Source organism: Microcoleus sp. CAWBG27 (genome assembly GCF_020883145.1).
In the GTDB taxonomy this organism is placed as follows: Bacteria; Cyanobacteriota; Cyanobacteriia; order Cyanobacteriales; family Microcoleaceae; genus Microcoleus.
In genome coordinates this window covers 1-12,695 of record NZ_JAHREU010000114.1, presented here as the reverse complement: position 1 = coordinate 12,695, position 12,695 = coordinate 1, and the positions used below count along the sequence as shown (strand labels likewise).

Genomic DNA, 12,695 nt, shown 5'->3' with positions numbered 1-12,695 from the left:
AATGGACTACTGGGTGATGTTGAGTCACCGAGATAATTGAGTATTTCTACTCATTTTTGTCTCGGATGATTCACTTTTCCCCCCTCAATCCCCCTATGTGCCAGTTGGGGGTGCGGAATGTGGGTTTTATCAAAACTTGCAAAGTAATCCCGACAAAGCACAGGCATTGCGGCAAGCAATGTTAACCACGATGAAAACTCATCCCCAGCCGCGAAATTGGGCGGCATTTACTCTAATTGGGGAGGCCGAGTAAGTTTTTCTGAAGAGCGATCTTTATTCTTCAGTCGGCGAAGGCCGACTTTGTTTGTGTAGAAGCGGTTTCAACCGCCGAGTTATCTTTGTTTGTGTAGAAGAGGTTTCAACCGCCGAATCATCTCTACACATTCACCTACCTTGCACCTTCCCGCAATCAATCTTGCACCTAATACCTCATCAACTCTGCGGGTAGAACGAATGAATTTTCCATCTGGCTTGCTTAAGATTTAAGTAATCCTAAATCATTAGTCATCAATCATCAGTCATTAGTTATTAGCCAACTGTCAACTGTCAACTGTCAACTGTCAACTGTCAACTGCCAACTGTCAACTATCAACTGTCAACCGTCAACTTACCGCGTAACTTTATGAATGCAGAATCAGCTACAAACATTCTAGATAACCTGGTAAAGGAAAAGAGAGGCGAACCATTGAACGGCTTACAGCGAGAAATTATTCAAGGAGTTTTAAATGGTTTGACATACCAAGAAATCAAGAATAATTATGCGATCGCGCGGAACTATCAAATATGCTACTTAGGGCGATACGTTGCTTATCATTTGTGGAAATTGCTGACAGAGGTATTGAAAGATGCAGGAATTATCGACCCGGATGAAAGAGTCCGCAACAAAAATTTGTGGGACTCCGCGATGAGAGTGGCACAGCAAAGAGTGCAGTCGGAATCTGTAGAAAAAAGTCAACCGCCCGTACCGCTAAATTGTATATTTCGATCGCCTATCAACAATCCTCTCCCTCTTTCCCCTTCTCCCTCTTTCCCCTTCTCCCCCTCTTCTGTTCTCCCTCTCTCTTCTTCTCCCTCTCTGTCCCTATCGCGAGACTGGCGGCTGCAAAACTTCTGCCTCCTTCTCGATTATAACTTCCTCCAAAACATTCTCTAAAACAGGAGCAGGAATCGGCACTTCTTCAACTACCTGATGCTTTTCCAAAGTCAAGCGAGAGTTGGACGAACCGGACAATCTTTTTAACAATTTCGGTGTAGGATCGTAGAGCAAATAAATAATGCGATCGCCCGCTTGCCAAATCTCTGTCGCCGACACGACTTGCAAGTATCCTTGTCTTTCCAGCAGCAGCGGCGCCAACTCCCCGGCTTGCACCAAAGCTTGCAAGTGAGCAATCTGAAATTGCAATCCCTCGCTGTTTAACTCGGTTTCCCCTAATTTTACTTCGCTGTCGGTCAAATATTCGTTCCAATCCTTCAGCGACAAATCGGAGACAAAGGCTTGATTGATTTTACTATTATTTGCAGGCGCATTTGCTTGCGGGTCTTTGGGGAATAATGCCAAAACCCTCGGCGGTGAAAACTCCTCGGCTGCTCGCTGAGCTAACACTAAGTTTACCTCGCCGTTGTTAGTCATTGCCAAAAATGTTCCCATCGAATCGAGTCCGGCTTCTTCTAACACGCTATGGTCGAGAGCGCTGCTCAAAAACACTCGCAAACCTTCTCTTTCTGCTTGCGCGCAAGCTTCGGGGTTCGTGTCAATAATTGCGACTGATTCTCCGCGTTCTTGAAATAAGCGAGCAATTAATCTGCTTAAAGGATTTGACCCGACAATTGCTGCACCTGTTGCTGATTTTGAGGTGACTCCTAACAGTTGAGCTATCCATCCCGCCGTCAGCCCTTGGACGAAAACTGTCATGATAATTGTCAGGAAAACTAAGGCTTTAATTGAGTCGCCGCCGTTGATGCCGCGCTGGGTGAGCAAAATTGCAAATAAAGATGCGATCGACGCTGAGACAATTCCCCTCGGCGCTACCCAACAAACAAATAACTTCTGCCGCCAGTTCAGCCCGCTATTCCAAGTACACAGCCACACATTGATCGGCCGCACTACCCACATTAAAGCTAAAACTGTAAACAAACTTCCCCAACCGAGGGCGACTACACTAGCGAGGGATAAATCGGCCGCCAGCAACACGAACAGCACGGAAATGGCGAGGACTGTGAGTTGACCTTTGAACCTCCTCAGCAGCCTTTCTTCCGGCACAGCAGCCGATCTGAGGACGATGCCGGAGAGGACTGTTGCCATTAGTCCTGATTCGCTGCGGAGTTCTTCTGATAAGCCGAACAATCCCCACAAACCTGCTAAAACTACTAGGTTTTTCAAGTCTTCTGAGAGAAATTGCGATCGCTTGAGAATGAATCCCAGCAGCCAACCTCCCACAACTCCGACGACTGCGCCAACTAAAAGCCGCACGATTAAATCTCGAAACAAGACCAATAAATCAGCATTGCCGTTTAAGATAATATTCAGTACCAATACCGCCAGAATTGCTCCGACGGGATCGATTAAAACACCTTCGGCTTCTAGCAAAGCGGCGACTTGTTTGTCAACGGATACTTGTTTGAGCAACGGGCCGATGACTGTCGGGCCTGTGACGACTACTAGGGAAGCATACAGAAATGCGATCGGCCAGGGAAATTCCCCCAACCAGTGTGCTGCCATTCCGCCGCCAATGAGCGTAATTAAAGTGCCGAAAGTAACTAAATTGCGGATGCTGCCGGAAACTTTGCCTAAATCTCGCAATTCCAAATTCAAGCCGCCTTCAAACAGAATTAAGGCTACTGAAAGAGACACCATAACTTCTAAACCGCTGCCCAACAGATTGGGGTGCAACAGTCCGAGGCAATCCGGGCCTGCTAAAATACCGAATAGCAGCAAAAATACGATCGCCGGAACTTTCAGATAAGCGGCCAGAACTTGAGCGCTGATACCACAGGTGACGGTCATGACCATCAACAGGGTGATGTTAAAGGGGATTTCCATAGATATGATTGTTACAGGCTGCCCGATCGGTTTTAAAATTTAAAAGATTTAAAAGTGCGATCGGGGGTGATTTGATTGCAGGCGCTATACTTGACGCTGGCACAAACTCGCCACTGCCCTGGATTTTTGTGAATAAAATTAAAAAACGTTGATATTGGCTATAACTTTATCAGATAATTCTCTTACCGTCAAAGATGAGAGTAAGCTGTAGCGCCTAGATTGTCTGTTATGTTCGAGGGGGAGAGAGGGAGAGGGGGAGAGGGGGAGAAGGGGAGAAGGGGAGAAGGGGAGATTTGATGTCGAGTTAATTCTCAAAGAAACTTCTTGCACTCATTCGGAAACTATCTTGAAATACATCTGCGTTACATCGTCGGTTGCATCGGGTGCAGGGAGCATCTCATTTTTGTAAAAAGCATTTTTTCTTTGAGTGCTGTCCCCGCTCGCGAGCTGTACAATACTCGCGAGCGGGGACAGCACTATAATAAATGCAAAACTGAGATGCTCCCTCGGGTGCATCTGGCGCAAGGCAAATATATCCGTAGGGGCGAAGCATGAGCTCCGTGAATATGGGATTATAACTAATAACTTATATGCGGTCATGCGAGAGCCCTCTTCAAAAGTGAGATTCATCCGATTGCATCTGCCTAAAATCTGCGATTGACCAAATTTCAGAACAATAAAACCAGATTCATCTGTGGAATTAATCTCAAATCATTTGGCATTCTGCCATCGGCGCAGAAACTCCGATAGAGTTGCTGGCGAGACTTGTTTTTCCAGCCAATCTAAAGCCTGGTTTTGATTGGGTGCAGCGCGATAAAATTTGCAGGCATCTATCAGCCGAATCGGAGAATTTGGGACAGTCGATTGAGCGCGCCACTTTTGTGCAAACTCGGCAATAACAGCCGGCGAAATTTGTTTTTGCAGCCAATCTAAAGCTTGGTCTTGTTCTGCCAAACCGCGATAAAATTTGCTGACATCTATCAATCGCAAATTAGTGTCGCCCGGTGTGGCAGTTGTCCGCCACTTTTGACCAAATTCCCCTAAAACAGAGGTAGAAACTTGACTTTGCAGCCAAATCAAGGCAGTATCTTGAGCAGCACTAGCTTGGTAAGCTGAGAATAACTCAGTCAGCCGCGCGGCTGGTACTGGAATTGGTGTCGGAGTTGGTTTGGGAGTGGGTGTCGGCGCTGGAGGGGGAACAATTACTTTGGGAGATTTTCTCATCAACGCAGCCCAGGTTTTGATTCCTGCCAGGCCGTCTGCATTGAGGCCTTGAGATTTTTGAAACGAGATGAGGGCGGCTGTGGTAGAGGTTCCAAATTTGCCATCCATCGCGCCTTGATAGAAACCTTTACTTCTTAATTGCTTCTGGATGTCTGCAACTTTATAATTTAGGGCGCCTTCTCGGACGCTTTCAAAAATATTGGCATCTACATTGCCCGAGACACCCGACACAGTGCTAGTGTCGCTGTACTGCCAAAAAGTCCAAGTCTTCCAGCCACCGGGTACCCAAGGTTCCTCGGCACTGGTATAGTGGGCAATCCACAGCGGGTAATCTGCCAACCGCTGTGTCCCGAGGTTGTCCCAGAAACCGGGGTAAGTGTAGATAATTGGTCGCATTGAGGTGGCTTTTTCCACGGCTTCGAGCCAAGTTGTCGCGCGATCGCACAATTCGTCCCCACTCAAACCGCCTGTAGTTTCCACATCCAAGACTGGTGGCAAATCCCCCGCTTCGAGTTTGACAGTTTTCAAGAACAAATCTATTTGTCCTTGAACGCTGCTTTCCGGTCGAAAAAAGTGATATGCACCGCGTTGAATCCCCGCAGCTTTCATTCCCCCCCAATTCCGGGCGAAAGTTTGGGAAACTAATGTTGCACCTTCCGTCGATTTGACAAATGCGAACAGAATGCCTCCCTTGGCAACGGCTTGCCAATTTACGTTGGGCTGGTAGTCGGAAACATCTATACCGCGAATGCTCATATGATGGAGAGCTGAAGAAAGCTGGATTTGTGTGAAGAAGCGACTAGATTAAGGCTACATTAAATTGTAATGCTAAGTTGCTAATTGTTTTTTGTAGGGGAGATTGTACAAGTGAACCTCGATCGCATAGAGCCAGGCCCCGGTCAAGAGTCGGTTTGGGATTACCCGCGCCCCCCTCGTCTTGAGGAATCGACCAAACACGTACAGATTATTTTTAACGGAATGACGATCGCCGATACGCGCCGCCCGTTTCGGGTATTGGAGACAAGTCACCCTCCAGCCTACTATATCTCTCCCGAGGACATCCAAATGGAATATTTGCATAAAACTTCACGGGGATCTTGGTGCGAGTGGAAGGGACAAGCGGGTTATTACACTGTGACGGTAGGGTCGAAGGAAGTTGTAAATGCTGCTTGGTTTTATCCTTATCCCAATCAGGTTTTTGCAGCTATTAAAGATTATGTGGCTTTTTATCCGAGCCAGATGGATGCTTGTTATGTGGACGGGGAATTAGTGGAATCTCAACCAGGAGATTTTTACGGAGGTTGGATTACCAAAGATATTGTCGGCCCTTTTAAGGGAGGAATCGGAACTTGGGGTTGGTGAGTTTGACAGTTGACAGTTGACAGTTGACAGTTGACAGTTTGAGAGTTGACAGTTGACAGTTTGAGAGTTGACAGTTGACAGTTGACAGTTGACAGTTTGAGAGTTGACAGTTGAGAGTTGACAGTTGAGAGTTTGAGAGTGATCTCTACCCTTAAGTCCGAGGATTGGAGTAATGAATAGTCTGATTTTAATTTCTCCCGAAAAACGTTCCGGCTTTCAACCAATTCTTTCTGGTAATTGTGAAATTGCTGGGTTTCTCGCCACCCTTCGCGGTTTTGGGTTTTGATTTGAGGAATGGCAAAGAAACCGCGTTTTTTACGCACAACTTAGTTACGAGTTCGTCTCGGCTTAAAAACTGATTTTGTTGAGTTAGTCTGCGCCATACATGAGTTAAGGGCGGGCGCAGAAACCTTTTCTTGCGCGACAACAAGCCAACAAGAAAAAAATCAAGAATACTATAAGTCTATTATTAAGCGAGGATGAACCAATGCAATCCACACTGCCGAAGCTAACGAATCAGCCCCTCCTCAAACAAACACTGTAGTCAAGAATACAGCCAATGCTAATAAATAAATGTTAAAATAATTCAAGAGCTGACACTAGATTTGTTGCTGCTGTATTGTTCATTCGGATATGCGCTGTGTCTGTGGAATTTATCGCGCCATCTAACTTCCCTGAAAAACCACCTGAAAATTTAACTTTAGAGTCTACTCTTAAGGATCTGGCTGTCTTTAATTTTCAAATTGAAGCTTCATCCCTAGCCAAAGACGTAGCTCGGTTGTTTCAATCTCACCCCCTGCTTCCGGGAGTTATCTTGACCGTAAATGGAGAATTTTTAGGAATGATATCGCGCAGGCGATTTATGGAAAGGATGAGTCGCCCATACGGAGTAGATATATTTGCTTGCAGACCAATTCTGGCTTTGTATCAAATAGCTCAAACCGATACTTTAATTTTACCAGAAGTAGCCTTAATTGTCATGGCTGCTCAGCGAGCCGTGCAGCGGCCGCCGGAACTACTTTACGAGCCGATTGTTGTGCAGTTAGCACCTCAAGTTTACCGACTGTTAGACGTGCATCAAGTATTGGTAGCTTTAGCTCAAATTCACCAACAAGCTACTTGGTATATTAGCGAGCTTTATTACAATTTATCGGTAATACAATCTGAACTAGAAGCAGCTAATTCTCAATTAAAAACAGCTAATTCCGAATTGTATCGCCTTGCTAACTCCGATGGCTTAACTTTGGTAGCAAACCGCCGCTGTTTTAACGAATATTTAGATAAAACATGGCAGAAATTGGGAGAAGAAACAGCAGAAATATCTTTGATATTATGTGATATTGACTTTTTTAAGAAATACAACGATAGTTACGGACATCAGGCGGGAGATGCTTGTTTGCAGCAGGTAGCACAAACAATTGTTGAGGCGGTAAATGACTCGGCAGGCGAAGTTTCGGAGGAAATGCTGGTGGCTCGTTACGGAGGTGAAGAATTTGCGGTAATTTTGCCTCGAACTTCGCCAAAGATTGCTGTCTCGATTGCAGAGCACATTCGAGTCTCGGTGAAAAAAATGGCAATTGAAAATATTAACTCGCCAGTATCCCCTTGTGTTACACTAAGTTTGGGGGTAGCGAGTACGGTTCCTCGACCGACAACTTCAAAAAAAGATTTGATTGCAGCAGCCGATCGTTCGCTTTATCAAGCTAAAGACGCAGGGCGCGATCGGGTAATTTTAGATTCTATCAAATTATAGCGGTTCGAGCTCCCATATTCGCGGACGTTGTTGCCAAGAGAACCGTCTTGGTTTAAGTGGTTATATAAGCTGTCAGTTATACCTCATCTTTTTGAGAAAGGCTATAAATAAGTAGAAGAGTTTGATTGAGGTGAGGAACTTTTAGCTTATGGAATTGCAAGAATGGCAAAAATTGAGTGACGAACAAAGATATTGCTACTCAGAGGAGTTAGCAGCACATCTGCCTCTGTCACTAATTTTTATAGGTTTACGACTTTACTCTTATGGTGGCCGTCAACTCTCTGTTGCCGTTTTTGAGCATGAAGGAGCTTTATTTTCTCTGATTCCAGGAGGTGAAGTCCAACTTGGATACGAAGCCGACAATTTTTGCCCGACTGACGAGCAAATTGAATCATTTCAGCGTAGTGCTGAGGAATACGGGTTGTTCGATCGAGATATCTACTCTTACCTACAAAGCGTCACTACACCGCCTCGCAAGGTGATTGTCCCCCCGCTGATTGTAGAAATTAAACCAACAAAGATTGGTTTTGAGGCAATTAGTTCGGAGTTACTTAAAATTCAGAATTTATTAAAAGACCATCCAGACTGTCCGGCTGCTAGGATTGTTAATCGATCTGACTTGAAACCAGATATTAGCTATGGATTTAAAAAATGTCAAGATGGCTCGATCGCGGCTTGGCAAATTATGCGGAAGACTTACGAAGACATTCAGGCTGATTTAGCTGCTGGAGGAATGCGCTTGCTAACTTTCGACGAATGGGAGTATGCCTGCGGTGCGGGAAGCACAACTCTATTTCGCTGGGGAGACTTCTGTCCGGGCGATCGCTACCCAACTGACAAGGCAGCCGACTGGAAACTCCACTTGCAGCCCAACTTTTTCGGACTTCATATCGCTCAAAATCCTTACGATTGCGAGATAATTAGCGACAAACATACAGTCAGAGGCGGAGACGGTGGATGCTCTATTTGCGGTGGGCTGGGCTCTTTTTTTGGTTGGTTGCCACTAGCAACTGCCTACTGGGATCCCGATGCACTTGAGTGGTTGGATGAAGACATTAGCGGCCATTTGATGCGTCGAGTAATTCCATTGCCATACCAGTAGAAGACTATTTACTTCTTCCCTCTTCTTCCTTCGCGTTCTTCGCGTCTTCGCGGTTAGACGATCGAACCCCAGTCTGGTGCGTCGCTAGGGGATAAAAGCTTTGTTGGCAAGAACTTTGGTAGCGACGCACCCTACGTTAACTCGATCGTCCCCAGACTAAACCAATACCGTTTACTTAAGCTCACCCTGGGGGTAAAACCCTATGAAAAATAGATACGGAGATTGCTTTCATAAAAGATCGCTTTCGCTAACGTTCCTCTCTTCGGAGCATCTTAAGTCAACCGTATTGCAGCCTAAACAGACTCACGCCAAGCACGTTCGGCCGTCCAGTGCCTGTCGGAAGATTCGTAAATTCTCAACCCATCCAACCCGGCATTTTGCATCATCTCCTCAACTTCACCCAACGTAAAAGCCGCCTGTAGCGAATCGCTGAACAGTTGTTTCTGATGCGAGTTGCAATCTCCCGCATAAAGCTCGACTAAATTATCCCTAATTTCGACTGTTTCTGGCCGCAGCAAATCCCGCAAAAAAATTGCTCCGTTCGGCTTCAACACCCGCCGGACTTCTTGCAAAAACGGCAGCGGATCGGGCAAATGGTGGATAATGCTGTTGGAAATCACCATGTCAAAACTATTGTCGGGATAGGGCATGGCTTTTGCATCAATTAATTCGAGATTAATTTGCGATCGCACTCCGGCCTTTTCGACATTCTGCGCTCCAACTTTCAACATATTTGCCGACAAGTCAATGCAGGTCAATTTCCATTCCGGCCGCAGTTGAGTGAGGGCGATTGGAATTCGCGCCGTACCCGTCCCCGCGTCCAAAACGTTTCCAAAAACCGGCCCCAAAGCAGCCGCACTCTTGGCAAACGCAGCATTAACCTCAGTAAAGTCCATCGAATCGTATTCGATCGCCTCTTCCAAGGAATCCATCACTTCCGGTTCCAAAACTCGCTGCATAAAATTCATCTCACGATTTGGGATTTCCATATATAAGCAGAGTTTTGCCTGCAAAATCTCTACTAACTCCGGTTCCATATATCTGTAATTATCGGGGATTTGGAGGCAGATAACTTCCTTGTCCTTAATACTGTCGGGAAATTTGCTGCGAAGTCGATCGCCATGCTTCTTTTCCATCACAAATATTAGATCTGCCCAGCCAATCAAACCTTCAGTTACTCTAATTCTCGCACCTTTTTCCGTTCCAGCCGATCGCGCGCTGTACCCGCTAATTTTCTCGCAGATCTTCTCGGCCGTTAAACTCCGCCACTTATTCTGGCTGCACACAAACAATATCTTGATTTTATCCATCAACCAAAACAGCAAAAATCGATCGTACTTCTATTTTATCTGCGTTCATCTGCGTTCATCCGCCTGCATCTGCGGTTAAAAAATTCGATCGACTTTTTCCCCTTTCGCGCCTTACATATCATAAATACTGTATCTTGTCAAATCGAGCAAAATTTTATTTATAATTCTTAATCCACAAAATGCGTATTTCGCATAAAAATTTGTAGATATTACATTTGCAAAATTGAAAATTTTACGATTTTAAAGGGTTTCAGGGTCAAAATCAAAAAATTGTCATAGCACCCCTTGAGTATCAGAATCGTATAATAGCTCAAAGGTTGCAAATTCGTCAAGCAAATGAGAATGGAATCAATAGTGAAGGATGGTAATTTTCCGGGTTTTTGGAGATTGATTGAACATTTAAAACAAAATTACTTTTACTATTGTTTTTGCTTATCAAAGTAGCGTCAGTTGTGCCGATCGCCCTCAACCGCTCAACAATAGAGATAAGCTCGATCGAACTTTCCCCATCTCTGTTATAATTGAGATTAAACGAAGTCGTTATGAGTTCAAGTAAGCAGCTATGACTGAACAAGCCGTAGAAAACCTAGTAATTATCGGCTCAGGCCCCGCAGGCTACACAGCAGCCATCTACGCCGGGAGAGCCAACCTGAAGCCAGTCGTTTTTGAAGGCTACCAAGCCGGAGGCATCCCGGGCGGTCAACTGATGACCACCACAGAAGTCGAAAACTTCCCCGGCTTTCCCGAAGGCATCACCGGGCCGCAACTGATGGATCGGATGAAAGCTCAAGCAGTTCGTTGGGGTGCCGAGTTATATACAGAAGATGTAACTTATGTCGATCTAACCAAGCGGCCGTTTACAGTGCGATCGGAAGACAGGGAAATCAAAACCCACACCATAGTAATTGCCACAGGCGCGACTGCTAAAAGATTGGGTTTGCCTAGCGAACACATATTTTGGAGTCACGGGATTTCTGCCTGTGCGATTTGCGACGGCGCCACCCCAATTTTTAAAGGAGTAGATTTAGCTGTCATCGGGGCGGGGGACACCGCAGCGGAAGAATCTATTTATCTGACAAAATACGGATCTCACGTCCATATGTTGGTGCGGCGCGATCGGATGCGTGCTAGCAAAGCTATGCAAGACCGAGTGCTGAGCAATCCTAAAATTACCGTGCACTGGAACACCGAAGCTGTGGATGTTTTGGGAGTGCCGGGGAGCAAGATGGATGGGTTGAGAATTAGAAATATTGAGACCGACGCCGAGAGCGATTTGTTGGTGAAGGGTTTGTTTTACGCGATCGGTCACACTCCCAACACTCAGCTTTTCCAAGGTCAGCTAGAACTCGACGAACTAAACTATATCGCCACGAAACACGGTTCGGTGGAAACCAGCGTCGATGGAGTGTATGCTGTCGGGGACGTGCAAGACCACGAGTTTCGTCAAGCCATCACTGCGGCGGGTAGCGGCTGCATGGGGGCGATGCTGGCAGAAAGGTGGCTGTCATCGAACGGCTTGACTCAGGAATTCCATCAAACCGAGGAATCGCAGCAAGCAGCAGCGACACCGGAAGCTCCAAAAGTCCGCAAAACTAGCGAGAACTTTGATATTAACGACACCCGCCACGAAGGAGGTTATGCTCTGCGGAAGTTGTTCCACGATAGCGATCGACTGATTGTAGTTAAATACTCGGCTCCGAGTTGCGGCCCTTGCCACAGTCTCAAACCGATTTTGAGCAAAGTAATAGATGAGTTCGATGGCAAAATTCACTACGTGGAAATCGACATCGAAGAAGATCCCGAAATTGCTGAAAATGCTGGCGTGATTGGTACGCCGACAATTCAGTATTTCAAAGACAAAGGTTTGGTGACTGAGCTCAAGGGAGTTAAGCCGAAAAGCCAGTATCGCGAGTTAATTGCCAGCAATTTGTAAGCTCGCGTCTGTAGGGGATGGCTGCGATCGGATTAGTTGGTAGTGAGGACTTCAGTCCGCGCTTTTGGAAGGACTAAAGTCCTCGCTGCGATCGGATTAGGAATGAAAAATCAATAACTTGCACAATTACAGCCCAGAAGCCTTGATGCGAGGTAGAGTATTCCTCAAATTAGTCACCTTATTTATTTTTCATTCCTTAGTTGGTAGTGAGGACTTCAGTCCGCGCTTTTGGAAGGACTAAAGTCCTGACTGCGAACCAGACCGATCGCCTCCGATCGATGTTTGATAAAATTAGATTGGCGCTCGTCACGCAAAAACCTGGTTGATGGTGATGTTTTCGGAGCGTCCATAAAAGCCAGCTCGCGGAACTTTGGCGATCGCATGACCGAAGAAATGGGATACAAGCCCCGCACTTCCAGGGCGGCTTTGGTTCGGATATCTTCGTTGATGATTCTGAATAAATGCAATCCTATTTATTCAGACTAGAGTTATAATGGTGCAATGTTGAATCTAACCTACGAGTACAAGCTCATTCCTACCGACGCGCAACGCGAAACTTTCGACCAGTGGCTGACGATTTGCCGCAAGGTCTACAATTTGGCGTTGAGGGAAAGGAAGGATTGGGTCAATTCTCGTAAGTGTGAGATCAGCTCATGCAGCATCAGGCAAGAATATATTATTCCCGCCGATGCGCCTAGACCGACTTTTGCTCGTCAGTGTAAAACGTTGGCTGAGGCAAAGAAGTCGATTCCTGAATTGAAGCTTCCCCATAGCTGGTAAAAGTATAGTCATTTATAGACATGAGAGGCTTCGAGTCCCTCCCCCTTCGCTTTTACTTTGAGCGAATTAACCCGCCTCGGCTGAACTACACAGCTCCCTATCCCATCGCTAAAAGCATTTGGGATTGCTTTTCTGAGGATGTTATAAGAACCATTAACATCGGAATTAATTAATTGACCGATTGATGTTCT

At 46.0% G+C, this 12,695-nt stretch carries 10 protein-coding genes and 2 pseudogenes; 7 read left to right on the top strand and 5 right to left on the bottom strand.

The genetic code is table 11. From position 1 onward, the window contains the following. The first annotated feature begins 97 nt into the window (after positions 1–97). Positions 98–253 carry a CHAT domain-containing protein gene (locus QZ938_RS31740; protein ID WP_363318924.1) on the top strand — a complete coding sequence of 52 codons (156 nt, stop codon included), beginning with the start codon at positions 98–100 and terminating at the stop codon, positions 251–253. A 369-nt stretch (positions 254–622) separates the two neighbouring features. Beyond that, the gene (locus tag QZ938_RS31735) at positions 623–1,153 is read left to right on the top strand and encodes a hypothetical protein (RefSeq protein ID WP_293356170.1); all 531 of its coding nucleotides are present in this window, start codon (positions 623–625) and stop codon (positions 1,151–1,153) included. Here QZ938_RS31735 and QZ938_RS31730 read toward each other — a convergent pair. Together QZ938_RS31730 and QZ938_RS31725 are read right to left on the bottom strand one after the other, a co-directional pair. Further along, the gene (locus tag QZ938_RS31730) at positions 1,082–3,040 is read right to left on the bottom strand and encodes a cation:proton antiporter (RefSeq protein ID WP_293356173.1); all 1,959 of its coding nucleotides are present in this window, start codon (positions 3,038–3,040) and stop codon (positions 1,082–1,084) included. The two genes, QZ938_RS31735 and QZ938_RS31730, sit on opposite strands and share 72 nt — an antisense overlap. Before the next feature lie 711 nt (positions 3,041–3,751). Beyond that, positions 3,752–5,020 carry a GH25 family lysozyme gene (locus QZ938_RS31725; RefSeq protein WP_293356176.1) on the bottom strand — a complete coding sequence of 423 codons (1,269 nt, stop codon included), beginning with the start codon at positions 5,018–5,020 and terminating at the stop codon, positions 3,752–3,754. A 111-nt stretch (positions 5,021–5,131) separates the two neighbouring features. Between QZ938_RS31725 and QZ938_RS31720 the strand changes: the two genes are divergently transcribed. The 3 genes from QZ938_RS31720 to QZ938_RS31710 all read left to right on the top strand — a co-directional run bounded on the left by QZ938_RS31720 (position 5,132) and on the right by QZ938_RS31710 (position 8,481). Then, positions 5,132–5,626, top strand: coding sequence for a DUF427 domain-containing protein (locus QZ938_RS31720; protein WP_293149827.1), 495 nt, complete (start codon positions 5,132–5,134; stop codon positions 5,624–5,626). Between the two features lie 640 nt (positions 5,627–6,266). Next, on the top strand, positions 6,267–7,379 hold the full coding sequence (locus QZ938_RS31715; protein ID WP_293356179.1) for a GGDEF domain-containing protein: 1,113 nt from the start codon (positions 6,267–6,269) through the stop codon (positions 7,377–7,379). 148 nt (positions 7,380–7,527) lie between these two features. Beyond that, the gene (locus QZ938_RS31710) at positions 7,528–8,481 is read left to right on the top strand and encodes a hypothetical protein (protein ID WP_293356182.1); all 954 of its coding nucleotides are present in this window, start codon (positions 7,528–7,530) and stop codon (positions 8,479–8,481) included. 293 nt (positions 8,482–8,774) lie between these two features. On the opposite strand, the gene QZ938_RS31705 is transcribed toward QZ938_RS31710, so the two are convergent. Further along, complete coding sequence (locus QZ938_RS31705; RefSeq protein WP_293356185.1) at positions 8,775–9,791, bottom strand: methyltransferase domain-containing protein; 1,017 nt, start codon at positions 9,789–9,791, stop codon at positions 8,775–8,777. Positions 9,792–10,353: 562 nt separating this feature from the next. Between QZ938_RS31705 and trxB the strand changes: the two genes are divergently transcribed. Next, the gene (trxB, locus tag QZ938_RS31700) at positions 10,354–11,724 is read left to right on the top strand and encodes a thioredoxin-disulfide reductase (RefSeq protein ID WP_293356188.1); all 1,371 of its coding nucleotides are present in this window, start codon (positions 10,354–10,356) and stop codon (positions 11,722–11,724) included. 215 nt (positions 11,725–11,939) lie between these two features. Here trxB and QZ938_RS31695 read toward each other — a convergent pair whose 3' ends face one another. Then, entirely contained in the window at positions 11,940–12,191 is a 252-nt protein-coding gene (locus QZ938_RS31695) for a hypothetical protein (protein WP_293356191.1), read from the bottom strand. 34 nt (positions 12,192–12,225) lie between these two features. Here QZ938_RS31695 and QZ938_RS31690 point away from each other — a divergent pair. Then, positions 12,226–12,498 (top strand): annotated as a pseudogene (locus QZ938_RS31690) (helix-turn-helix domain-containing protein); the annotation flags it as partial. Positions 12,499–12,512: 14 nt separating this feature from the next. Here the strand turns inward: QZ938_RS31690 and QZ938_RS31685 are convergent. Next, positions 12,513–12,695: pseudogene (locus tag QZ938_RS31685) on the bottom strand (RNA-guided endonuclease TnpB family protein); the annotation flags it as partial.